Below are 23,426 nucleotides of genomic sequence, written 5' to 3' on the forward strand. Positions count from 1 at the left end.
GGGCCCACGGTGGCCGAGTTGCAGCGCGGGCGAAGGCCGCGCTCGACGTGATGGGCATCCTCGATCCCGGCAAGGTCGTGGACGTCGCGGGAAAGGGCCGATGACCGTCACACTGGACGACAAGTACACGGCCGAGTCCGGGCGCACGCTCATGCCCGGCAATCCAGGCGTTGGTGCGGCTCGCCCTGGAGCAGCGCGGGCCGGACCTCGCGCAAGGGCTCAACAACGAGGTGGCTCACCCCGCGTGGCCTGCGCCATCCACACCGCACGCACACGGAGGATGCCGACGCATGACCGTCGATGCAGCGTCTGTTCGATCCACTTTCTTCGGAACGTCCTCGGTACACGTCACCGACGGTGTCTCCGGAGTCCTCATCGACGGCTTCTTCACCAGGCCGTCGCTGCTGCGAGTCGCTCTTGGGCGGCCCATCGCACCCGACCTCGGACGCATCTCCGACGCCCTGTCCCGCGGCGGCATCGAGCATCTCGACGCTTTGTTCGTCGCCCACTCCCACCACGACCACGTCATGGACTCCCCCGAGATCGTCAAGCGCGTCGGCGGCGTCCTGTACGGATCGGAGTCGACGGTGAACGTCGGCCGTGGAGCCGGTCTGGGCGAACAGGCGATGGCGTGTGTCAGCGACGGTGACAGGTACGTCTTCGGGGACTTCACGGTCCGAGTCTTCGAAGGGGCGCACAGCCCGGGCGACAGATACCCCGGTACGATCGACGAGCCGCTCGTGCCGCCGGCCAAGGCCAGTGCGTACCGGACCGGCGGCTGTTATTCGTTCCTCTTCGAGCACCCGACCGGCACGATGCTGGTCCACCCGAGTGCCAACTTCGTCCCGAACAAGTTCGAGGGCCTGGATGTCGATCTGCTGTACCTCGGCATCGGTGCCCTGGGGGCGCAGTCCGCGCAGTTCCAGAACGACTACTGGCACCACACCGTCGAGGCCACCCGCCCCGGCCTCGTCATCCCCGTGCACTGGGATCACTTCGGACGGTCGCTCGACAAGAAGCTGCGTCCCATGCCGCGGCTCCTGGACAATTTCGCCAGGACCAGGGAACTGCTAGACCGTAAAAGCGCCGAGTCCGGCATCCACGTGCGTTTCCAGAAGCCGTACGAGACGATCAGCCCGTTCAGCTGACCTGAGTCCGCCACGCCTTCAAGGCAGTGGGGGAGTGCATGCCAGGGCCCGACGTCGAGCTGATCCGAACGACAGGGCCCAAGCCTGGCCTAAGCCCCGGACCGGACCCGCCTGCGCACCTGGACACCCCAGACCAGCAGGGCCGCCAGGGCGATCGACACGACGGCCGTCGACATCCCGGCCTGGACGCCGACCCGCACAGTCAGGGTGCCGGCCACCAGGGCGCCGAGCGGAACACCCAGGCCCGAGGAGAGCATCCGGCGTGTGGTGTTGACCCGGCCCTGGAGCTCGGGCGGCGTCACCTCCTGGGAGTAGGTCATCGTGTTCACCAGGACGACGAGGTAGGCCGAGCCCCACACGGTCAGGGCGACCAGCGTGACCCGCCAGTCCGAGCTGAGGACGACCACCAGACCGAGCAGGGACCCGATGGGAAGCACCCCCAGGAGGAGGGGGAACGCCTCGAAACGGCGCCGTAGCCGGGGCAGCAGGAAGGATCCGCCGATGCCTCCGGCACTCCATGCCATGTACAGCAGGCCGATCCGCCCGTCGGATCCGTGGATGCCCAGCACGCGGTCGGCGAAGACGACGAGCTGGCCGATGATGGCCCCGCCGGAGAAGGACTGCAGGGTGCCGACCACCGTCATCAGACGCAGCGTCGAGTGGTGGCGGAGGAAACGGAGTCCTTCCCGGACGGACTCCCTGAACCCCGGTCGCTTCACCGCCGTCTTGTCGGACGGGGAGGTACACGTGACCGCCTTGAGGAGCAGGGCGGAGGCGGCGAAGGACAGGGCGTCCAGCGCCAGCGTGCCGGGCGGGCGGAACAGGACGATCAGACCTCCCGCCACCGCGTTCCCGGCGATGCGTACGACGGTCTGCGCTCCGTAGACGGCGCTGTTGGCCTCGGTCAGCTTGTCCTTGCCGACGATGTCGGGGACGAAGCCGTACACCCCCGCGTCGAAGAAGAGACCGAGACCGGCCGAGGCGAAGGCCACGACAAGAACCTGGCCGCCGGTCAGGATGCCCAGAGCGGAGGCGGCCGGGACGGAGGCGATACAGGCGGCGTTGAGCCAGTCGGTGAGGATCATCAGGCGGCGCCGGTCGGTCCGGTCCGCGACGGTGCCCGCGATCAGCCCGAAGACCACGTAGGGCAGGGTCGCCGAGGCCGCCACCAGGGAGACCATCAGCGGCGAGCCGGTCTCCTGGAAGGTCAGCACGGGCAGGGCCACCGTGGTGACGGCGGATCCCAGCCCGGAGACCACGCGTGACAGCCAGAACCAGCGGAAGTCGGGGACGCGGCGCAGCGGGATGTCCGGTGCTTCGGGTGTTGGATCGCCTATGTCCTTGCGGGGCAGGGAGGTCATCGCGGTCGGTGGGTCCTTTCGGTGAGATGGTCTTCCGGCGCTTTCAACAGGAGCCGGGCGTAAAACGCGTGACACCCCATCAGCAGGTGCCGATGGGGTGTCACGTGAACTCTGTGTTGCGGGTGTATCTGTCGATACGACGACAGGTATCGAGCGAGAGGTGGAAGCTGGTTTCTCGAGACGGAACCGGCCGATCCGACGGCGGCCCGCGCCCTCCGCGGAAGCGGACCGTGAGCGAGGGGGTTCCGGAAACCCGCAAGATCATAGCAGGCGACGGCCGGGCCGGGACCTCCTCTCGGGAGGCGCGACCGGGTTCGGGGGGCGCCGCGACGGCTTCACCCCCGGCGGGTCACGGGTCGGTCAGCTCCTCTGCTCGGACTGCCGCACCGCCTGCTCGACCTCCGCCTCGACCTCGTTGCGGGGCTTCCCGGACTCCTTCGCATACTCGGTGACCGACGTCCGCGCCTCACGGGCCAGGTCGCGCCAGGCGCGTCGGGCGGTCTCGTACGTGTCGGCCTGCTGTCCGCTCCAGCCGCTGGGCTGGGTCACCGGGCCGTACGAGTGCTGCAGCTCCTCGACCCGGAGGTGCGCCTCGTCGGCTGCGCGCTGTTTCTCGACCAGCTCGTCGAAGGTATGTGTCACGCAAATGGAGCATAGGCGCACATTTGCCATGGCGCGCGCCGAGCCGGTGTGCCAGGCCGGCGCCGGGCCGAGCGGACCGGCGGGCAGGCCGCGGGCTCTCACCCCCTCCGGGCCAAGGCCTCGCCGAGCAGTTCCCGCGCGGCGTCCAGCGCCGCGGCACGGTCCGCCGGCACCATGCCGATCCGGGTGCGGCGGTCGAGGACGTCGGACTCGTCGAGGGCGCCCTCGTGGCGCACCGCCCACAGCAGTTCGGCGGCCGTGACGGGGTGGTCCGGCAGCACCCGCTCGCCCAGTCGGGGGTCGTTCGCGCCGAGTGCAAGGACGGCCGGTGCCTCGGTGCCGTAGCGCCGTACCAGATGGCGAGGTGCCTGCACCGCGCCGAGTGCCTGAGGGGACGCGGCGCCGACGAGCGGAAGGGAGGCCGTGGGGGAGGAGCCGGCGGTGAGGCGGCGGGCGGCGACGGCGGCGTCCACGGCGTCCTCGGCCATGCGCCGATAGGTGGTGAGCTTGCCGCCGACCACCGTGATCACGCCCTCGGACGACGTGAGCACCGCGTGCCGGCGGGAGATGTCGGCGGTCCTGGCCGCGGCTCCGGGCCCGGCCTCCGGTGCGGTGTCCAGCAGCGGGCGCAGTCCCGCGAAGGCGCCGACGACGTCCGCGCGCCGGACCGGTACGTCGAGGACCGAGCCCAGGACGTCGAGGAGGAAGCCGATGTCCGTCTCGGGCGCCTCGGGCACGTCGGGGATGTCGCCCTCGACGGGTTCGTCGGTGAGACCGACGTAGACGCGGCCGTCGCCCTGGGGCAGGACGAGGACGAAGCGGTTGGTCTCGCCGGGGATGGGGATGTGCAGCCCGGCCGGGAGAGGGCCGAGGTGCTCCGAGCGCAGGATCAGATGGGTGCCGCGCGAGGGGCGTATACGGATGCCGTCCACCAGGCCGCCCGCCCAGACACCGGAGGCGTTGATCACGGCGCGGGCCCTGATCTCCCCCTCCTCGCCGGTGAGTTCGTCGCGGACGCGGGCTCCGGAGGCGGTCAGTTCCAGCGCCCTGACGCGCGTCAGGATCCGTGCCCCGTGTGCGGCCGCGGTGCGGGCCACGGCGGTCACCAGGCGGGCGTCGTCGACGAGCCGGCCGTCCCAGGACAACAGGCCGCCGCGCAGCCCGTCGGTGCGCAGCGCGGGGGCCAGACGGCGGGTCTCCAGGGCGGAGAGCCGACGGGGCGCGGGCAGCGTGGCCCGGGCGGTGCGGGCCGTCAGGCGCAGGGTGTCGCCCGCCCGGAAGCCGGCCCACGCGAGCGCCGCCTGACCGCGGGAGACCAGCGGGGTCAGGGGCAGGACGAACGGCTGCGCGCGGACCAGGTGCGGTGCCGTGCGCTCCATCAGCACGCCCCGCTCGACCGCGCTCTCGTGGGCGACGTCGAGCTGACCGGAGGCGAGATACCGCAGCCCGCCGTGGATCAGCTTGCTGCTCCAGCGGGAGGTCCCGAAGGCCAGGTCGTGGGCGTCGACGGCGACGACGCTCAGGCCGCGCGCCGCGGCGTCCAGGGCGGCTCCGGCACCGGTGGCGCCGAGCCCGACGACGAGGGCGTCCACGGCGGGACCGCCGACGGTCTCGGCCAGTTCGCGTGAGCGCCGGGCGGCGGACAGGGACGATCCGGGGGCGGCAGGGCTGGGGCTCAAGTCGTGAGGGTCCTCTCCAGAATGGAGCGCAGCTCCGTGAGGAAGGCCGCGGAGGACAGGTCGGTGTCGTCCTCGTCGGTCATGGTCCGCAGGGACAGGGTGAAGGACTGGACGATCAGCAGCAGGGAGCGGGCCTGGCGCTCGGGATGGCCGACGCGGACCGACCCGTCGGCGTGCCCTTCCTTCAGGCCGTGGGCCAGTAGCTCCAGGAGTGCGATCTGGCTGGCGCCGCGACGGTCCAGGACATAGGGGAGGAGCAGTTCGGGATCGACGTCGACGATCTTGCGGAAGAGGGGATGGTCACGGAAGGACTCCACGCCCGCCACCAGCCCTTCCACCAGCAGGCTGCGCGCGTCCGCCTCCGGTCTGCGTTCGGGTATCGCCCGCGTGGCCACGTCGACCCACTCACGGGTCATCAGGTCTCCGACCAGCGTGCGCACATCGGGCCAGCGCCGGTACAGGGTCATCCGGGAGACGCCCGCGCGGCGGGCCACGTCGGTGAGTGTCGTACGGCGGACCCCGACGGCCAGTACGCAGTCCCGCACCGCGTCGAGCACTGCATCACTGTCCGAGCTGTTGTGACGAATAGGCGTCATGTGTCACAGTGTAACGCCTCGACGCCCTGCAGGGCCGTCGGAAGAGGGAACAGCTCGAACGGAATCGCTCGAATCGACCGGTGAGGACAGTCATGGACATGCTGTGGAGTGGCTGGGGCGACCCGGCCAGGGCGACGCCGCTGCCCGACACGGTGATCGGGCTGTTGCGCGATCTGCTCGGCGTCAAGCCGCGCAGCGCCGAGCCGGTCGGCCTGGCGGACATCGCCGTTCCGGAGGGGCAGTTGGAGCCTGCGGTGCATCAGGCCCTGGTGGCGGCCGTGGGCGGCGAGGAGCACGTGCGCACCGACGCGGAGTCCCGCATCCGGCACACCCGTGGCAAGTCCACCCCCGATCTGCTGCGCATCCGGGAGGGCGACGTCGACGACACCCCGACGGCGGTGCTGCTCCCGGCCGGCCACGACGAGGTGCTCGCCGTGCTGCGCGCGTGTGCCGAACACGGCCTGCCGCTCGTCCCGTTCGGTGGCGGCACCTCCGTCGTCGGCGGACTCGCCCCCGGGCGGCAGCGCACCTTTGTCGCCCTGGACCTGCGGCGTATGGACGGTCTGCTCGCCCTCGACCCGGTCTCCCGCACCGCCACCCTGCAACCCGGCCTGCGCGCCCCGCAGGCCGAGGCGCTGCTCGCCGAACACGGCTTCACCCTCGGCCACTTCCCGCAGTCCTACGAGTGGGCCACCATCGGCGGTTTCGCCGCCACCCGCTCCAGCGGCCAGGCGTCCGCAGGTTATGGCCGCTTCGACGAGATGGTCCTCGGCCTCACCCTGGCCACCCCTGAGGGCACCATCGACACGGGCCGCGCCCCGCGCTCCGCGGCCGGACCCGACCTGCGCCAGCTCGTCCTCGGTTCGGAGGGGGCGTTCGGCGTGATCACGTCGGTGACGGTCCGTATCCGCCCGGTCCCGCAGACCCGTATCTACGAAGGCTGGCGCTTCCCCTCCTTCGCGGAAGGCGCCGCCGCACTGCGCCGGCTCGCCCAGGACGGGCCGCGCCCGACCGTCCTGCGCCTGTCCGACGAGACCGAGACCCTGATCGGCCTCGCCCAGCCGGACGCGATCGGGTCCTCGGACGCCCAGGCGGCCGCCGGATGCACGGCGATCGCCGGATACGAGGGCACGGAGGAGGACGTCTCGTACCGCCGGGAGCGCGCCGTGGCCGTGCTGCGCGAGTGCGGCGGCACACCGCTCGGCGAGGAGCCGGGCGAGCGCTGGGCACACGGCCGCTACTCGGCCCCGTATCTGCGTGACGCCCTCCTCGACGCGGGTGCCTTCGCCGAGACGCTGGAGACGGCGGCCTTCTGGTCCCGCATCCCCGCTCTGTACTCGGCCGTACGCGACGCGCTCACCACCACACTCACCGAGGCCGGCACCCCGCCCCTGGTCATGTGCCACATCTCGCACGTCTACGAGAACGGTGCCTCGCTGTACTTCACCGTCGTCTCCGCCCAGGGCGACGACCCCGTCGCGCACTGGACCCGGGCCAAGCACGCCGCCAACGAGGCGATCCTCGCCGCCGGCGGCACCATCACCCACCACCACGGCGTGGGCACCGACCACCGGGACTGGTACGTCCGCGAGGCCGGCCCGCTGGCCGTCGAGGCCCTGCGCGCCGTGAAGCGGCGACTGGACCCGGCCGGACTCCTCAACCCCGGCGTCCTTCTGCCCCTCGACGACTGACCCTCACCCCCCTGTTCGGCAGTACCGGCCCGTCCGCCCTCGGAGGCACACCGATGCGACAGTTCACCGCCGTCGTCAACCCCACCGCGGGCGGATACACCTCGGCCGCCGCGCTTCTCGCGGTGGCCCGGCTGCTGCGGGAGGCGGGCGCCGAGCTGCAGACCGAGTACAGCCGCAGCCTGGCCCACGCGCAGGAACTCGCCCGGCAGGCGGGCAGCCGGGGCCGGGTGGTGCTCGCCGTCGGCGGTGACGGCATCGCCGGCGGCATCGGCGGCGCCCTCAGCGGCACCGGCGCCGTACTCGGCCTGGTCCCGGCCGGCCGCGGCAACGACTTCGCCCGAGCACTCGAACTCCCCACGGCACCCCCGGAGTTGGCCGAGGTGCTGCTCCACCACGAACCGCGCGCGGTGGACACCATCGAGGTCGAGTCGGCCGTCCACGACCGCACGGTCGTCCTCGGCAGCGTGTACGCGGGCGTCGACGCCCTCGCCAACCGCCACGCCAACCACGCCAAACTCCTGCGGGGCGCGGCCTCCTACTACGCCGGCGGCCTGAGGGCCGTCACCACCTGGCGGCCGGCGCACTACCGGGTCACCGTCGACGGCAAGGAACACCGGCACACCGGCTACACGGTGGTGGCCGCCAACTCCGGCTACTACGGCTCCGGCCGGCTCATCGCCCCCGACGCCCGCGTGGACGACGGCCTCCTGGACGTGGTGATGATCAGCGAGGCACCCCGGCGGCTCTTCTTCGCCCTGATGAACGAACTCAAGACGGGCACCCATGTCAACCGGCCGCAGGTGCGCATCCTGCGCGGCCGGGAGATCACCATCTCCGCCGACCGTGACGTGCCCTACGGCGCCGACGGCGAGGTCGAGGCCGTCCTGCCCGTCACGGTCAGAGTGCTGCCGGGAGCGCTGCGGGTGCTGTGCTGAGCGCTGAACTAGGGTGCGGGTGTGCCCACCTTGCTGATCGTGCATCACACGCCCTCGCCCAACTGCCAGACGATGCTGGAGGCCGTTCTCTCGGGTGCCAACGCGCCTGAGATCGAGGGCGTCGAGGTTGTGCGGCGGGCGGCGCTGGCGGCCACGGCGTCCGACGTGCTGGCAGCCGACGCCTACCTGCTCGGCACCCCGGCCAACATCGGATACATGTCCGGAGCCCTCAAGCATTTCTTCGACCAGATCTACTACCCGTGCCTGGACGCGACGCAGGGCAGGGCCTTCAGTTACTACGTGCACGGCGGGAGCGACGTCACGGGCGCGGTGCGCGGCATCGAGGCGATCACGACCGGCCTGGGCTGGCGCCGCACGGCGAAACCCGTCACCGTCACCGGGGAGCCCGCCACATCGGACGTCGAGGCCTGCTGGGAGCTGGGCGCGACGCTCGCCGCGGGACTGCTCGACTGACCCGAACCGGGGGGGCGAGGGAGACGCAGGTCACATTCGGGGGTGTCACAACCTGTCGGGCCGTGCCGTCAGAGAGGTGTAACCACCGACAACGGCACAGGAGCACATCATGGAAGCTCGTCTCAACCTCTTCGAGAACCCGGTCGCGGCCAAGCTCTTCCGGCACCTCAACTCGGCGGGCAAGGTCGTCTCGGACTCGGCGCTGCCGCTCGCGACGCAGGAGTTGGTGAAGCTCCGCGCCAGCCAGATCAACGGCTGCGGCATGTGCACCGACATGCACATCAAGGACGCTCTGGCCGCGGGGGAGGACCCGCAGCGTCTCCATCTGGTCGCGGCCTGGCGGGAGGCCAAGGTGTTCACCGACGCCGAGCGCGCCGCCCTGGAGCTGGCCGAGCAGGGCACCCGCATCGCGGATGCGGCCGGCGGGGTCACGGACGAGGCCTGGGCGAACGCAGCCAAGCACTTCGACGAGGACCAGCTCGCCGCCCTGGTCGCCACCATCGCCGTGATCAACATGTACAACCGCTTCAACGTCATCGTTCAGCAGCCCGCAGGCGATTACCAGCCGGGCATGTTCGGGTGACGCCGACCATCTGACCCTCACCGGCAACGGCACACGGCCCGGGCACTCTCGCCCGGGCCGTCCTTGTGCACTGCATTTGAGACAGTCTCCCCCCGGAAAAGGTACGGACTATTCTCGTGCGCCTTGCTTTTCCTGGACTTGGCGGCACCCAAGAACGCAGGATCAGGTGTGTGAATGAGTCACTGCGGGAAATTCACCCTTCCGTGCGGTTGATAGTCCAACGGGCGCGCTGCAATACTCCGGCTCCGGTCCCGCCCCCACCCCAAGGGCGAGCCCGAAGGAATCCGCAAAGCGACGGTTCCGGATTCACGAACCCCCCACAAAGTCCGCACGGTGGTCTACTCCGGCATTCTTTCCCGGCGTTGTGCGGCACCAAGAAGTGGAGAAGGTGTGCCCGCGTGAATGTCGAGCAGGCGAAACGACGCGAGATATCCGACAGCCCTGAATTCCAGCTGCTGCGCCGTGCGCACCGGCGATCCGGAGTGCGGATGACGGCAGTCGCCGTCGGCGGGTTCCTGCTGTATGTCCTGTTGTCGAGTTTCACCCCCGAGCTCATGAACACTCCACTGCACGGTCACCTCACCCTCGGACTGGCTCTCGGGCTGGGGCAGTTCGTGGTGATGGCCCTGATCGCGCGACGCCACATCGTGCACATGCGCACACACGTCGACCCGATCACCCGCGGCTTCCGCACCCAGGCCCGCCGCCGGCAGCCCGAACAGCCGAGCCGTCCCGCCGAGTCCCCCGCCTCCCGCCCCACGGAGGGCTACCGCACATGGTGACGACCGCGGCCGTCGTGGACCGCTTCAGCCTGCAGCTGACGTTCCTGCTGTTTCTCTCCGTGGTCGTCGTCACCCTGTTCACCGCGCTGCTGACTGCTCCGCAGCGCGACGAGATCGGCGAGTTCTATCTCGGCAACCGCACCATGTCGCCGCTGCGCAACGGGCTGGCGATGTGCGGGGACTACCTGTCCGCCGCCACCCTCCTGGGCAGCACCGGCCTGGTCGCCCTCACCGGCTACGACGGACTCCTCTACCTCGGCGGCACCGCGGTGGCCTGGATGATGGTCCTGCTGCTGATCGCCGAACCCCTGCGCAACACGGGCCGGTTCACCCTCGGCGACACCATCGCCCTGCGCATGCCTACCCGGCAACGCCCGGTGCGGCTCGCCCTGTCCCTCTGCACCCTGGCCGTCACCACCCTCTATCTCGTCGCCCAACTCGTCGGCAGTGTCGCCCTGTTGACCCAGTTCACGGGCGAACCCAGCGCGGCCACCCGCACCCTGTGCGTGGTCGTCATCGGCACGATCGTGGTCGTGTATGCGGCACTCGGCGGCATGCCCGGAGCCACCTTCATCCAGATCGTCAAGGCCGTGATGCTCATCTCCGGCGTCACCGTGACCGCCGTGATGGTGCTGCACCACTACCACTGGAACATCGACGCCCTGCTGACAGCGGCCGCCGACAACAGCGGCATGGGAACACGCTTCCTGGAGCCGGGACTTCGCTACGGCGCCAGCAGCACCAGCAAACTCGACTTCCTCAGCCTGCAACTGGCCATCGTGCTGGGCCTCGCAGCCCTCCCGCACGTCATGATGCGGCTGCTCGCCCCCCGCTCCATCAAGGTGCTGCGCAGCTCCGTCGTGTGGGCGATGGGCCTGGTGGGCCTCGTCTGCCTGGCGGCCGGCGTCCTCGGCCTGGGCGCCACCGCCGTCGTCGGCCGGGACACGATCGCCCGCATGGACCACAAGGGCGACGCGGCCGTGCTGCTGCTCGCGCACGCACTCGGCGGCGGAGTCCTGGCGGCCCTCCTGTCCTGTCTGGCCTTCGTCACGCTTCTCGCGGTGGCCGCCGGACTCACCCTCGCCGCGGCCTCCTCCGCCGCCCACGACCTCTACGGCGAGGTCATCCGCAAGGGACGGGCCAAACAGACCGAGGAACTCCTGGTCGCCCGGCTCGCCGCGGCAGTCATCGGCGTCCTCGCCATGCTCCTGGCCCTCGTGTCCTGGGGCGCCAACACCGCCACCCTGGCCTTCCTCGCCTTCGCCATCGCCGCCTCCGCCCTCCTGCCCACCCTCGTCTACACCCTGTTCTGGCGGCGCTTCACCGCGACGGGCGCCCTGCTCAGCCTCTGCGGCGGCCTGCTGTGCTCGGTACTCCTCGTCGTGTTCTCACCCGTCGTCTCCTCCACCCCGGCCTCTCTCTACCCGGACGCCGACTTCGCCTGGTTCCCGCTGCAGAACCCCGGCATCGTCTCGATCCCGGCCGGCTTCCTCCTCGGCTGGCTCGGCACCGTCCTGAGCCGACCCGAAGTCCCAGACGGATACGACGAGTTCGAGGTCCGTGCGCTGGTCGGAGCCGCCGGCTGACGAGCGCCCACCAGGGAGCGGTGTTGGTGACGAACACCAAGTGGACTGCAGGTTGCAGATAGCGTGACGGCCGGTGGGTACGTTGCGATTTGGGTTCCGTAGTGGTGACATGAGCCAAAACAGTATGGTGTTCGCGTGAGTATGGAACGTGTGCAGGAGAAGCGGCAGTTCGGGCATCGGGCCCGGCTGGTGCTGACGCCTGCGCAGGTCCGGCTCATAGACGGCCAGGCACACTCGGCCCGCGCCATGTAGAACTGCCTGCACGACTGGTGGAGGACGCTCGCCAAGGGGAAGCGTTCGCTGGCCGCTGCCGATGCGGCGATCCGCCTGGCCCGTAAGGAGACCGACTGGCTCGCCGTGCTTCCGGCGCAGGCCGCGCAGGCGGTGCTGTAGACGTACTTCCAGGCGTGGAAGAACTGCTGGGACGGCCGTGCCGAGGCGCCCACCTTCTAGTCGCCAGGCGCGTTCGCCGCGTCAAGCCCGCCACCGCAAGGTAGGCAGGAATCTCCCTGCTTTAGCTGGGAGAGCACTTCAACCCGAGTACGTGTCGGTCAAAGGCGATGGTCCCTGGCAGCCGAACCCGCTACGACAGCTACGGGTACCACCCCGGCAGCGGAGTGGAAAGGGGCGCGATGAAAGGCACCCTGATGGGCAGGGAACCGGTGAGCCCGGAGAACTCCGGTGGGACCTGCTGCCCGCACTGCTCACCCTCGCTGAGCAGATGTAATGGCCATCCCCCAGGGCAAGGCGATGAGGGTGGCGTCGGCCGACGGATGAGCCGTTGGGCCGTATGCAGCAGCCGGAAGAGCCTCAACCCCGGCTTGGGGAAAGGCTTGGCCTGCACCAACGGTTCTTCCGGGAGATCCGATGCCCCTTCGCTCCACCCCGGCCCGTCTCTTCCCGCTCCGGTCCCGACTGCGGGCGACCGGCCTCGCCGCGGTCTGCCTGGCAGCGCTCTGCCAGGCCCCCGCGAGCACCGCCGCCGCTCCCGCAGCACGCGGCAGCGACCTGCAGAACCAGATCGAGCAGCTCGTCCACGCCCCCGGCGGACCCCCCGGAGTCATCGCAGTGCTGCGCACGGACGGGCGCACCCGCGTCGTACGGGCGGGTGTCGCGGATCTCGCCACGGGCCGTCGCCCGCAGACGTACGACCACATGCGCATCGCCAGCACGGCGAAGGCCTTCAGCGGAGCCGTGGCCCTGACCCTCGTCGACCGGACGCCCTGCGCCTGAACGAGACGCTCGGCGAACGGCTGCCACGACTGCCCAAGGCCTGGCACCGCGTCACGCTCCGGCAACTGCTCAACCACACCAGCGGGCTGCCGGACTTCAGCGCGGACGCGGAGTTCCGGGCCCTCCTCGCCGCCGACCCGCACCGCCACTTCGACTCCCGCCGCCTGCTGGACTTCGTCGCCGACCAGCCCCTCAACTTCCGCCCGGGCTCCCAGTACCGCTACTCCAACTCCGACAACATCGCCGTCGCCCTGATGGCGGAGGCGGCGACCGGAAAGCCGTACGAGCTGTTGCTGCGCCTGCTGGTCTACCGCCCGTTGGGCCTGCACGACACGACCCTTCCCCAGGGCTACATGATCCCCGAGCCCTATCTGCACGGCTACGACGTGGCCGGACCGCCGCCTCCGGTGGACGTCAGCGAACTCCTCGGCGCCTCAGGCTCCTGGGCGTCGGGCGGCATCATCTCCACACCCGCCGACATGACCCGCTTCATCCGCGGCTACGCGGGCGGCGCCCTCTACGGCAAAAACGTCGTGCGCGAGCAACGGCGCTGGATCGCGGGCGCGTCCGAACCCGCGGGCCCCGGCCGGAACATGGCCGGCCTCGCCATCTTCCGCTACGCGACCCGGTGCGGTGTCGTCCTGGGGCACACCGGCAACTTCCCCGGGTACACCCAGCTCATCGCCGCCACCCCCGACGGCCGCCGCTCCCTGACCTTCTCCGTCACCACACAGATCAACCAGTCCCAGACCCCGCAGCTGCTCAGCCGACTGCGCACCGTTCAGGAGAACTTCGTCTGCGCGCTGCTCGCACGTTCCAAGCACTGACCCGCTCTCGCGAGCCGCCGCCACGACGAGGGAAGATGAGGCGGCAAGCGTTTTGGTCAACCGATGTGGAGGAGCGGGCACATGCAGCACGAGCGAGCAGGCAGCCCGGCACGCCCCGAGGACCTCGTCGACGTCGCCCGGCTGGTCACCGCGTACTACGCGCTGCACCCGGACCCGGCCGACCCGGGCCAGCGGGTGGCGTTCGGCACGTCAGGGCACCGCGGGTCGTCCCTGGCGACCGCGTTCAACGACGACCACATCGCCGCGACCAGCCAGGCGATCTGCGAGTACCGCGCCGAGCAGGGCACCGACGGCCCGCTCTTCCTCGGCGCCGACACCCACGCCCTGTCCGAGCCGGCACGGGTCACCGCCCTCGAGGTGTTCGCGGCCAACGGGGTGACCGTGCTCATCGACAGCGCGGACGGTTACACGCCCACCCCCGCGGTCTCGCACGCCATCCTCACCCACAACCGAGGCCGCACCTCCGGCCTCGCCGACGGCGTGGTGGTCACCCCCTCCCACAACCCGCCCGCCGACGGCGGCTTCAAGTACAACCCGCCCAGCGGCGGACCCGCGGGCTCCGAGGCGACCTCCTGGATCCAGGACCGGGCCAACGAGATCATCGCGGCCGGGCTGAAGGACGTACGGCGCATCCCGTATGCGCGGGCGATCGCCGCCGAGACCACCCGCCGCCACGACTTCCTCGGCGCCTACGTCGCCGACCTGCCGCATGTGCTCGACCTGGACGCCATCCGCGCAGCAGGCGTCCGTATCGGCGCCGACCCGCTCGGCGGAGCCTCGGTGGCCTACTGGGGCCGGATCGCCGAACAGCACCGCCTCGACCTGACCGTGGTCAACCCTCTTGCCGACCCCACCTGGCGCTTCATGACGCTGGACTGGGACGGCAAGATCCGTATGGACTGCTCCTCGCCCTACGCGATGGCCTCGCTCATCGAACAGCGCGACCGCTTCCAGGTCGCCACGGGCAATGACGCGGACGCCGACCGGCACGGCATCGTCACCCCCGACGCCGGCCTGATGAACCCCAACCACTACCTGGCCACGGCCATCTCCTACCTCTACGGCCATCGCAAGGAATGGCCCGCCGACGCGGGCATCGGCAAGACCCTGGTGTCCTCCGGCATGATCGACCGGGTCGCCGCCGACCTGGGGCGCCGCCTGGTCGAAGTGCCGGTCGGGTTCAAGTGGTTCGTGGACGGGCTGGTCGGCGGCTCGATCGGCTTCGGCGGGGAGGAATCGGCCGGGGCGTCCTTCCTGCGCCGGGACGGCTCGGTGTGGACCACCGACAAGGACGGCATCATCCTGGCGCTGCTCGCCTCCGAGATCATCGCGGTCACCGGGAAGACCCCCTCGGAGCACTACGCCGCCCTCACCGCCCGCTTCGGCGAACCCGCCTACGCACGCATCGACGCCCCCGCGACCCGCGAGGAGAAGGCGCTGCTCGCCAAGCTCTCACCCGCGCAGGTCACCGCGGACACCCTGGCCGGGGAGTCGGTCACCGGGGTGCTCACCGAGGCCCCGGGCAACGGCGCCGCCATCGGCGGCATCAAGGTGTCCACCGAGAACGCCTGGTTCGCGGCGCGCCCCTCGGGCACCGAGGACGTGTACAAGATCTACGCCGAATCGTTCCGCGGCCCCGACCATCTGCGCGAGGTGCAGGAGGAGGCCAAGGACGTGGTCATGGCGGCCCTCGGCGGCTGATCCGGACCCTACGGCGACGGGGGTGGCGGACCGTGGCAGTGCGGGCCGGCGAAGCCGCACGGCGACTTCGCAGGCCGCCATGTCGCGAACATCCCGTTAAACGCATAATCTGTGGATTTGCCCCGAAGGGGCCATGGCCCACGGTCCCGCCGGAGTGATCAATGTCCCTCGAGCGTCCGACAGAGGACGGCGACGAATTGCTTGCCCGCCTCGGGTCGCTGACCGCCCAGGCACGCGAACTCGCGGAGTTGCAGCGCTCCCGGGTGGAGCTGGCCCTCGCCCTGCAACGCGGCATGCTGCCCCGGGACCTGCCGGCCGCCTGCCGCTACCACCTGGCCGTCTGCTATGCACCGGCCTGCCAGGGCCTCAACGTGGGCGGTGACTGGTACGACGCCTTCACGATGCCGGACGGCCGCATCGGACTGTCCATCGGCGACGTCCAGGGCCACAACATCGAGGCGGCCGCCTTCATGGGGCAGGTCCGGGTCGGCCTGCGCGCACTCGCCTCCGTCACCGGCGATCCCGGCGAACTCCTCACCCGCACCAACGACCTGCTCCTGTCCCTCGGCACCGACCTCTTCGCCACCTGCACCTTCATACGGCTCGACCCGGCCACCGGTGTCCTGGAGAGCGCACGGGCCGGACACATCCCCCACATCTGGGCCACCGCGGACGGACAGTGCGGCATCGCCGAGGACGAGGGCGGACCGCCCCTCGGCATCGCGGCAGGCATGCAGTACCCCGTGACCCGTCACCGGCTCACCACCGGCGGCGTGTTCGTCCTGCTCACGGACGGTGTGGTGGAAGGGCCGTCGCTGAGCGTCGACGAGGGCCTCGCCCGGGTGGTGCAGCTCGCGGGCAGCGCCGCAGTGGCCGGCATGGAGGCCGACGTCCTCGCCGCCGGAGTGATGAAGATCGCCGAGCGGGTCGGCCACGAGGACGACGCGGCCGTACTGGTCGTCACCCACGACGGTCCCGGCATTCAGCCATAGGGCCGTACCCGGCGCCTCCCGCCTCGCCGACCAGGGGGTACCGATGTCTGATGGCAGCCGTGGTGGGTATTCAGGATCTGCGCCGACCGGCCGTCTGCGCCCTCCAGACGCTGGCCGTTGCTGCCTGCTACTTCGCCGCCGGGCGGCTGGGACTTCTGCGGCAGCTCGTCGTCGAGGGCGCCGTCGTCACACCCATCTGGCCGCCCACCGGCGTCGCGGTGGCCTGTCTGCTGCTCTTCGGCCTGCGCATCTGGCCCGGCATCGCACTCGGCGCGCTCCTCGTCGTCATGTCCATCAGCTCGGTCCAGCCCGCCGTGACCGGCACCCTCGTGGGCAACACCGCCGCCCCCGTCTGCGCGTACTACCTGCTGCGCAAGGTCGGCTTCCGCACCGACCTCGCGCGGTTGCGGGACGGCTTCGCGCTGGTGTTCCTGGCAGCGCTGACCGCCACGCTGATCAGCGCGACCGCCGGCGCCGGGCTGCTCGTCCTGACCGGCAAACTCGCCACGGACGGCTTCTGGCTTGTCTGGTCGGCGTGGTGGGCCGGCGATGCGATGGGCGTCCTGATCGTCACTCCGGTCCTGCTGGTGCTGTACGGCGCGCGCCGCCAACCCTGCGCGCGGCGCTGGAAGGAGGGTGTGGCCCTGGCCCTGATCACCTGCGCCCTTGTGCCCTTCGCCACCCACAGCTCCGTGAGCCTGCTGTTCCTGGTCTACCCGCTTCTGATCTGGGCAGCCCTGCGCTTCCAGCTCGCGGGCAGCATGCTGTGCGCCCTCTTCGCCTCCGTCATGGCCACGATCGCGGCGACGGACGAGGTCGGACCCTTCGCCCGGCTGACCGGCGTCCAGGTGATGATCAAACTCCAGGCCTTCAACGGCGCGATGGCGCTGACCGCGCTGCTCCTGTCAGCCGTGATCGCCGAGCAGCTGAGCACCAGGCGTTCGGTGGAACAGGCTTGCCAGGAACTGGTCGAGGTCCTGGAACATCTCACCGCGGGGGAGAACCCGCCGAGCCGCCCGCCCATCGAGGTGGACGACCGGCGGTGACCTCAGTTCCACAGGGGATACGTCACGGTCGGCGCGAACGTGTCCGGCCTGCCGGCGGGGTATTCGAGGGTCATCCGGCTGTAGTGCTGCAGGTGCGGGTGCTTCTTCCAGGGCTGCGCCCGGTCGAGCCGGACGACGACCGGGTACGAGTGGAACTTGCCCGCCGCGCAGTACGGCTTGCAGTCGTTGACGATGTTGACGCCCTCGGCCCGTGCCGAGCCCGGGCCCCACTTGGACCAGTGGAGTGAGGCCAGGCGGCTGTTGCCGTCACCGCAGGCGAGGATGAAGTCGGTGGGGCGCACCTCCGGGTGGAAGAAGCAGTCGACGAGCACGGGGACCCTGGCCTGCTGCCGTGCGGCGTGCGAGGACGGCGGGGACGCCGGCCGGGCTTCGGAGGGTGCGCTGGCGGCTGCCGCGAGCGCGGCAGCGAAACAGAGCGTGACCGCCGTACTCAGTGTGTGCCTGCGCATGTCCGCTCCCCGCTGCCGTCTCCTACCGAGGCTATGACGTTCTGACGCCAGGACTCGTTCCGACGCTACGACTGCTGACCGGGATACACCACTCGGATGGAGCAACGCTTCGGGCTCGGACTGCGCCGGCGCGTCACTCCCGGTGGTTGACGGCGAACGTGGTGAGTACCGCCGCGTGGTCCGACGGCCAGTCGTTGCCGGCGACGTCCGGCCATGCGCACGGGACGCCGGTGACGACGGTGCGGGAGTCGACGACTTCGAGACCGTGGCCGTTGTGGAGGACGTAGTCGATACGGTCCTGCGGTTCCGGGCGGGTGATGTCGTCCTCGTTGTGGGTGTGGACCGGCGACCAGGTGTGGCCCGGCGCGCGGACCGGATCGGGATGGGCCTCGCGGTAGGAGTCGCGCAGCCCGGCCTCCTCGGCCGCCCTCGTCACCGGCCAGGCCACGTCGGCCCAGTCCAGGTGGGAGGGGCTGTTGAAGTCGCCGGTCAGGATCACGGGGGTCGTCTCGTCCGCCGACTCCGCGATCTTGCGCAGGGTCTCGCGCATCTGGGCCAGCCGGACGTCTTCGTGGGCGATCAGCTCGGCCGGCCCCAGCCCGTCGAAGGCCGCTTCGTACGGGCCGTACGGCGTGTAGTGCAGGTGCGCCGTCCACACGTCCACCTCGTGTGCGCGGCCGATGCGGATGCGGGCGCCGGCCGCTCCGTAGAAGCCGACGCCGGGGTCGCCGAGGCGGGCCGTGATCGGGTGGCGGCTGATGATGCCGAGGTTCTCCCCGGCCTGGTGGTGGTGCCAGCCCAGCGCCTCGGCGAGGTCCCGGGCCGCCGTACCGGCCGTCTCCTGCAGGCCCACCACATCGGCCTCCGTGTCCAGGATGACCTTGAGCTGTTTGGCGCGGTGGTCGTCGACCTTCGCACCGCCGAACCAGAGGTTCCAGCTCAGCACCCGCAGACGGGGGACCACCAGGGCCCGCAGCCGGTCCGGGGTCACCTCTTCCAGGCTGGCCACGACCGTCCGCCCGGGAGCCGCCTCGATCGGCGCCAGCGACGGCACCGCCAGCACCGTGCACCCGGCGGCCTCCGCGGAGCTGACCCCGGTGGAGGTGTCCTCGACGGCCACACAGCGGGCCGGGTCGACGCCCAGGGCGCGGCAGGCCGCGAGGTAGGGGTCGGGGGCGGGCTTGGTGTGCTCGGTGTCGTCCGCGGTCACGGAGACGTGGAAGCGGTCGGCGCCGAGCACGGCCAGGACGCTGTCGGCCACCGTGCGGGGCGAGGCCGTGACCAGGGCGGTCGGCACGCCCTCGCGGGCGAGGGCGTCGAGGAGGCCGAGCGCGCCGGGACGCGGCACGATGCCGGTGCGCACGCGGTCGCCGAACTCGGAGTGCAGCCGGTCGGCGAGATCCGGTGTCCCGGTGAGCCCGCCCAGCCAGGCGGCGGTGTGCTCGACCGGCCTGCCGAGCACCTCCGGCTGGTCGGCGTCGGTCAGCGGCCGGCCGAGGCCCGTGGCCACGTACTGCACCGCCTCCCACCACAGCCGCTCGGTGTCGACGAGCGTGCCGTCCATGTCGAACAGCACGGCCTGGAGCGGGGGTTGGGTCACGGTCTCTTCTTTCCTGTGGGGGGATGCACCTGATGTCCTACGGGCGAGTGTCCGGCAGCTCACCCCGCCCGCTCGGCGACCAGCACCGGGCGCTCGGGCAGCGACACCCGTACGGTCGCTCCAGCCCCCAGCGCGGCGGCCTCGTGGGTGGGCAGGTCGGCCTTGACCTCGGTGCCGTCGGCCAGGCGTACGGTGATGCGGGTGGCCGCGCCGAGGAACGCGGTGGCGATCACCCGGGCGTCACCGGTGGCGTCCGCGGTGACATGCACGGCCTCGGGGCGCACCAGCACGTCCACCTCCGCCGCCGCGGGGAGGGTCCCCTCGGCGGGCAGCCGCAGGCCGAGGACGTCCACGGTCGTGCCGGACAGCCGTCCGGGGATCCGGCTCATCGTGCCGACGAACTCGGCGACGAAGGCGGTGGCCGGGCGCCCGTACAACGCGGCGGGTTCTGCGCACTGTTCGAGTCGGCCGGCCCGCATCACGGCGACCCGGTCGGCCACGGACAGGGCCTCCTCCTGATCGTGCGTCACGAACAGGGTGGTGATGCCGAGTTCCTGCTGCAGCCGCCGGATCTCCTCGCGCAGCGTGAGCCGCACCTTGGCGTCCAGCGCGGACAGCGGCTCGTCCAGCAGCAGCACGCGGGGCCGCAGCGCGAGCGCTCGGGCGAGCGCGATGCGCTGCTGCTGGCCGCCGGAGAGCTGGTGCGGAAACCGGTCGCCCTTGTCGGCGAGGCCGACCAGCTCCAGCAACTCGGCCGCCCGGGAGCGGCGTTCGGCCGTACGCACCTTGCGCATCCTGAGCCCGAAGGCGACGTTGTCGAGGGCGCTCAGATGCGGGAAGAGGCTGTACGACTGGAAGACCATCCCGGCGTCCCGGCGGTGCGCGGGCACCTGGGTGACGTCCTCGCCGTCGACCAGTACCTCACCGGAGTCGGGGTGTTCGAACCCGGCGAGCATGCGCAGCGCGGTGGTCTTGCCGCAGCCGGACGGGCCCAGCAGCGCCAGGAACTCTCCCGGCTGCACGGTCAGGTCGAGCCCGTCCAGGGCGACGGTCGCCCCGAACTCCCGGCGCAGACCGCGGAATTCGACCGTGGCGGCCTTGCCGACGGCTGTCTTCTCAAGGGTGGTGGCGGTCATGGTTCATCCTCGGGACGAAGCGGTACGGGTTCGCCCGCCGAGGCCGGCGAGCGTGAGGAGCAGGGCCCATGTGACGAGCAGGCTGAGCACGGACACGGCGACGGACAGCTGGGCCTGCGAGCCGCCGACGCTGTAGATCCACACGGCGAACGGCGTGAAGCCGAGCAGTTGGGCCACGGTGAACTCACCGAGCACCAGCGCGAGCGTGAGGAACGAGGCGTTCAGCAGGGCCCCACGCAGATTGGGCAGCACGGCCCGCACCAGCGCCTGCGGCCAGGCGGCTCCGCAGCTGCGGGCAGCCTCGACGAGCGTGCGTACGTCGATGGCGCGCAGCCCGGAGTCCAGCGCCCGGTACACGAACGGCAACGCCATCACGACGTACGCCAGCACCAGCACGAACGGGAAACTCGGGTTCTGGATCGCCACGATGGTCTCGAACAGCGGGGTGCGCGAAAGATACTCCGGGCCCCACTTCAGCACCGTGGCGATACCGGCGACGAACGCGATCGGCGGCACGACCAGCGGCAGCGAGCACACCACCTCGACGACCGGCCGCAGCCGAGGGGCGCCGAGTCTCAGCGCAACCATGGCAGGGACCATGAGCAGCAGGACGATCGCGATGGTGGCGACCGCCAGTTCCAGCGAGAGCAGCAGGCTGGAGCCGAAGCCGTCGGTGGAGACGATCTGGCTGTAGGCGTCGAAGGTGATGCCCTGTCCCGGGACATCGACCGTGAAGATCACGGATGCGGCGAGCGGGACGAGGAAGTACAGGGCGGCGAGGCCGAGGACGACCCACCGCCACGGATTCAGGCGTCGAGCCATCGCGCGCTCCGTCGTTGCAGGGGCAGGTACACGGCCATGACGAGCCCTGCGACCAGGACCATGTCGAGGCTGAGGGCGAGGGCCACGTTCTCCTGGCCGACCAGCACGTTGCCGGAGATGGCGTCGGCGATCTGCAGGGTGACCAGCGGGACCGAACTTCCCACCATCGCCGCGGCGGTGGCGTACGCGGCGAATGCACTGCCGAACAGGAGCACGAACCCACCGAGCAGCGAAGGCAGCAGCACGGGCAGGGCGACATGCCGCCAGTACTGCAGGGCGGTGGCGCCGTTGTTCTGGGCGGCCTCACGCCACTGGGAGCGCAGGCCCTCCAGGGCGGGCGTGATGGTGAGGACCATGAGCGGGATCAGGAAGTACAGGTAGACGACGACCAGGCCCCAGAAGCTGTAGAGGTCCCAGCCCTTGTCCGAGAGGCCCAGGTGTTTCGTCAGCACACCGGCGTTGCCGAGCGTGGCAACGAACGCGAAGGCCAGCGGGATGCCGCCGAAGTTGGCGAGCACCCCGGACGCGGTGAGGGCGGCCTCGCGCAGCACCCGGAACCGGGAGGTCACCACGACCTGCGCGAGCGGCAGCCCGAGGACGGTCCCTATCCCGGCGGACACGGCGGACAGTTTGACGCTGCCGAGCAGTGCGGTCAGATAGGCGCCCTGCAGGGAGGTGGTCAGGTTTGCCGTGCTGTACGAAGTGGCGCCCGTGGTCTGGTTCTTGACGCTGAACGCACCGTTCAGCATGGCGATCGCCGGCACCCCGAAGGCAACCGCGACGAACACGAGCAGCGGGACGACGGCGAGCCAGCCGGGGACCCGGCGCCGCCGCTTCACCGAAGCGAGCGGCGGCGCCACGTCCACGCCCGTGAGGGTGGCCGTCATCCGGAAACGGCCTTCGCCCAGCCGCCCGCGATGACCGTCTTGGCCTTGCTCTGCTGGGCCTCGGTCGGGAAGGACGGTGTACCGGAGACCTTCGGCAGCTTGGCCGCGGCCTCCTTGTCCAGGGTGCCGGCCTTCTCCATGGCCGGCATCAGCGCCGGACGGGCGTAGCCCTTGAGCCACAGGTTCTGGCCCTCGGCGCTGTACAGGTACTCCTGCCACAGGCGGGCGGCCGCCGGGTGCGGGGCGTCCTTGTTGACGGCCTGCGAGTAGTACTGGGAGAACTGGCCGTCGGACGGGACCGCCACCTTCCAGTCGACGCCCTTGGACTTGAACTCGTCCGCGTAACCGGCGTTGAGGTAGTCCCAGTCGATGCTGATCGGCGTCTCGCCCTTCTCCACGGTCGCCGGAGTCGACTCGACGGGCGTGTAGTTGCCGTTCTTCTTCAGCTTGGCGAAGAAGTCCAGGCCGGGCTGGATGTTGTCGAACGAGCCGCCGTTCGCGAGCGCGGCCGCGTACACACCGCCGAAGGCCGACCCCGACTTGGTGGGGTTGCCGTTGAGCGCGACCTGGCCCTTGTACTGGGGCTTGAGCAGGTCCTTGAAGGTGGTCGGGCAGGTCTTGACGCGCTTGGCGTCGCAGCCGATGGAGATGTAGCCGCCGTAGTCGTTGTACCAGCGCGCCTGCGGGTCCTTCTGCCCGGCGGGCAGGTCGGCGTACGAGGTCACCTTGTACGGCGCGAGCAGGCCCTGCTGGGCGGCGCTGAGCGCGAAGGAGCTGCCGAGGTCGAGGACGTCCGGGGCGCGGTCCTGGCCCTTGCGGGAGGTCACGGCGTTGATCTCGTCCTGGCTGGTGCCGTCCGGGTTCTCCACCGTGATCTTGATGCCGTACTTCTTCGTGAAGCCGTCGATCAGGGCGCCGTAGTTGGCCCAGTCGCGGGGCAGCGCGATCGCGTGCAGCGTGCCCTCCTTCTTGGCGGCCTTGACCAGGGCGTCGAGCCCGCCGAAGGCGGCGGCCGAGGTGGCGGTGGCCGCGTTCTTGCCGTCGGCGGTGGTCGACGCGTTGTCGGGAGCGGCGCCGCAGGCGCTCAGGGCGAGCGCGGCTACGACGGCGAGGGAGCCGGCCAGGGCGGCTGTTCTCGGCTGGGACACGGTGACTCCATAGGTGAGCGCAGGGGAGGACGCACGAAGACGCAAAAGGCTGAGAACTTGTCTGAA

General features: G+C 70.7%; 20 protein-coding genes and 2 pseudogenes. 12 read left to right on the top strand and 10 right to left on the bottom strand.

Translation table 11 applies throughout. From position 1 onward, the window contains the following. The first annotated feature begins 290 nt into the window (after window positions 1-290). Entirely contained in the window at window positions 291-1,148 is an 858-nt protein-coding gene (locus IH68_RS0122565) for an MBL fold metallo-hydrolase (RefSeq protein WP_030938077.1), read from the top strand. Window positions 1,149-1,237: 89 nt separating this feature from the next. Here IH68_RS0122565 and IH68_RS0122570 read toward each other — a convergent pair whose 3' ends face one another. The 4 genes from IH68_RS0122570 to IH68_RS0122585 form a co-directional block, all read right to left on the bottom strand. After that, window positions 1,238-2,509 carry an MFS transporter gene (locus tag IH68_RS0122570; protein WP_234341488.1) on the bottom strand — a complete coding sequence of 424 codons (1,272 nt, stop codon included), beginning with the start codon at window positions 2,507-2,509 and terminating at the stop codon, window positions 1,238-1,240. Between the two features lie 360 nt (window positions 2,510-2,869). Beyond that, entirely contained in the window at window positions 2,870-3,151 is a 282-nt protein-coding gene (locus tag IH68_RS0122575; protein WP_030938079.1) for a hypothetical protein, read from the bottom strand. A gap of 98 nt (window positions 3,152-3,249) precedes the next feature. Beyond that, window positions 3,250-4,830, bottom strand: coding sequence for a glycerol-3-phosphate dehydrogenase/oxidase (locus tag IH68_RS0122580; protein WP_030938081.1), 1,581 nt, complete (start codon window positions 4,828-4,830; stop codon window positions 3,250-3,252). After that, on the bottom strand, window positions 4,827-5,426 hold the full coding sequence (locus IH68_RS0122585) for a TetR/AcrR family transcriptional regulator (protein WP_078912554.1): 600 nt from the start codon (window positions 5,424-5,426) through the stop codon (window positions 4,827-4,829). The genes IH68_RS0122580 and IH68_RS0122585 overlap by 4 nt, the downstream gene beginning before the upstream one ends. A gap of 92 nt (window positions 5,427-5,518) precedes the next feature. Here IH68_RS0122585 and IH68_RS0122590 point away from each other — a divergent pair, with 92 nt between their 5' ends. The 11 genes and pseudogenes from IH68_RS0122590 to IH68_RS0122640 all read left to right on the top strand — a co-directional run bounded on the left by IH68_RS0122590 (window position 5,519) and on the right by IH68_RS0122640 (window position 17,297). Further along, window positions 5,519-7,117: an FAD-binding oxidoreductase gene (locus tag IH68_RS0122590; RefSeq protein WP_030938087.1), complete on the top strand. Its 1,599-nt coding sequence runs from the start codon at window positions 5,519-5,521 to the stop codon at window positions 7,115-7,117. Window positions 7,118-7,170: 53 nt separating this feature from the next. Then, a complete protein-coding gene (locus tag IH68_RS0122595; RefSeq protein WP_030938089.1) occupies window positions 7,171-8,052 on the top strand; it encodes a YegS/Rv2252/BmrU family lipid kinase in 882 nt (293 codons plus the stop codon). Window positions 8,053-8,073: 21 nt separating this feature from the next. Beyond that, window positions 8,074-8,526 carry a flavodoxin family protein gene (locus tag IH68_RS0122600; protein WP_030938090.1) on the top strand — a complete coding sequence of 151 codons (453 nt, stop codon included), beginning with the start codon at window positions 8,074-8,076 and terminating at the stop codon, window positions 8,524-8,526. Window positions 8,527-8,635: 109 nt separating this feature from the next. Beyond that, window positions 8,636-9,109 carry a carboxymuconolactone decarboxylase family protein gene (locus IH68_RS0122605; protein ID WP_030938092.1) on the top strand — a complete coding sequence of 158 codons (474 nt, stop codon included), beginning with the start codon at window positions 8,636-8,638 and terminating at the stop codon, window positions 9,107-9,109. A 398-nt stretch (window positions 9,110-9,507) separates the two neighbouring features. Next, the gene (locus IH68_RS0122610; protein WP_234341489.1) at window positions 9,508-9,891 is read left to right on the top strand and encodes a DUF485 domain-containing protein; all 384 of its coding nucleotides are present in this window, start codon (window positions 9,508-9,510) and stop codon (window positions 9,889-9,891) included. After that, a complete protein-coding gene (locus tag IH68_RS0122615; RefSeq protein ID WP_030938096.1) occupies window positions 9,885-11,477 on the top strand; it encodes a cation acetate symporter in 1,593 nt (530 codons plus the stop codon). The genes IH68_RS0122610 and IH68_RS0122615 overlap by 7 nt, the downstream gene beginning before the upstream one ends. A gap of 141 nt (window positions 11,478-11,618) precedes the next feature. Beyond that, window positions 11,619-11,867, top strand: a pseudogene (locus tag IH68_RS59835) (RNA-guided endonuclease TnpB family protein); the annotation flags it as partial. Window positions 11,868-12,344: 477 nt separating this feature from the next. Then, window positions 12,345-13,537: pseudogene (locus IH68_RS50015) on the top strand (serine hydrolase domain-containing protein). An 81-nt stretch (window positions 13,538-13,618) separates the two neighbouring features. After that, on the top strand, window positions 13,619-15,259 hold the full coding sequence (pgm, locus tag IH68_RS0122630; protein ID WP_030938098.1) for a phosphoglucomutase (alpha-D-glucose-1,6-bisphosphate-dependent): 1,641 nt from the start codon (window positions 13,619-13,621) through the stop codon (window positions 15,257-15,259). A 161-nt stretch (window positions 15,260-15,420) separates the two neighbouring features. After that, window positions 15,421-16,251, top strand: a complete 831-nt coding sequence (locus tag IH68_RS0122635) for a PP2C family protein-serine/threonine phosphatase (protein ID WP_030938100.1) — start codon at window positions 15,421-15,423, stop codon at window positions 16,249-16,251. A 50-nt stretch (window positions 16,252-16,301) separates the two neighbouring features. After that, window positions 16,302-17,297: an MASE1 domain-containing protein gene (locus tag IH68_RS0122640; RefSeq protein ID WP_030938101.1), complete on the top strand. Its 996-nt coding sequence runs from the start codon at window positions 16,302-16,304 to the stop codon at window positions 17,295-17,297. Between the two features lie 2 nt (window positions 17,298-17,299). Here the strand turns inward: IH68_RS0122640 and IH68_RS0122645 are convergent, their stop codons facing one another. From IH68_RS0122645 to IH68_RS0122670, 6 genes are all read right to left on the bottom strand, one after another. Next, window positions 17,300-17,767 carry a hypothetical protein gene (locus IH68_RS0122645; RefSeq protein WP_030938102.1) on the bottom strand — a complete coding sequence of 156 codons (468 nt, stop codon included), beginning with the start codon at window positions 17,765-17,767 and terminating at the stop codon, window positions 17,300-17,302. Window positions 17,768-17,900: 133 nt separating this feature from the next. Beyond that, window positions 17,901-19,367, bottom strand: a complete 1,467-nt coding sequence (locus IH68_RS0122650) for an HAD-IA family hydrolase (RefSeq protein WP_030938103.1) — start codon at window positions 19,365-19,367, stop codon at window positions 17,901-17,903. A gap of 59 nt (window positions 19,368-19,426) precedes the next feature. Continuing rightward, window positions 19,427-20,503 carry an ABC transporter ATP-binding protein gene (locus tag IH68_RS0122655; protein ID WP_030938104.1) on the bottom strand — a complete coding sequence of 359 codons (1,077 nt, stop codon included), beginning with the start codon at window positions 20,501-20,503 and terminating at the stop codon, window positions 19,427-19,429. Window positions 20,504-20,506: 3 nt separating this feature from the next. Beyond that, a complete protein-coding gene (locus IH68_RS0122660) occupies window positions 20,507-21,325 on the bottom strand; it encodes an ABC transporter permease (protein ID WP_030938105.1) in 819 nt (272 codons plus the stop codon). Then, window positions 21,310-22,212, bottom strand: coding sequence for an ABC transporter permease (locus IH68_RS0122665; RefSeq protein WP_030938106.1), 903 nt, complete (start codon window positions 22,210-22,212; stop codon window positions 21,310-21,312). Before IH68_RS0122665 ends, IH68_RS0122660 begins: the two co-directional genes overlap by 16 nt. Then, window positions 22,209-23,360 (bottom strand): ABC transporter substrate-binding protein, encoded by a 1,152-nt coding sequence (locus IH68_RS0122670; RefSeq protein WP_030938107.1) that lies wholly within the window; start codon window positions 23,358-23,360, stop codon window positions 22,209-22,211. The genes IH68_RS0122665 and IH68_RS0122670 overlap by 4 nt, the downstream gene beginning before the upstream one ends. Window positions 23,361-23,426: the final 66 nt, after the last annotated feature.

Origin of the sequence: Streptomyces sp. NRRL S-646 (assembly GCF_000720765.1) — a bacterium.
Lineage (GTDB): Bacteria > Actinomycetota > Actinomycetes > Streptomycetales > Streptomycetaceae > Streptomyces.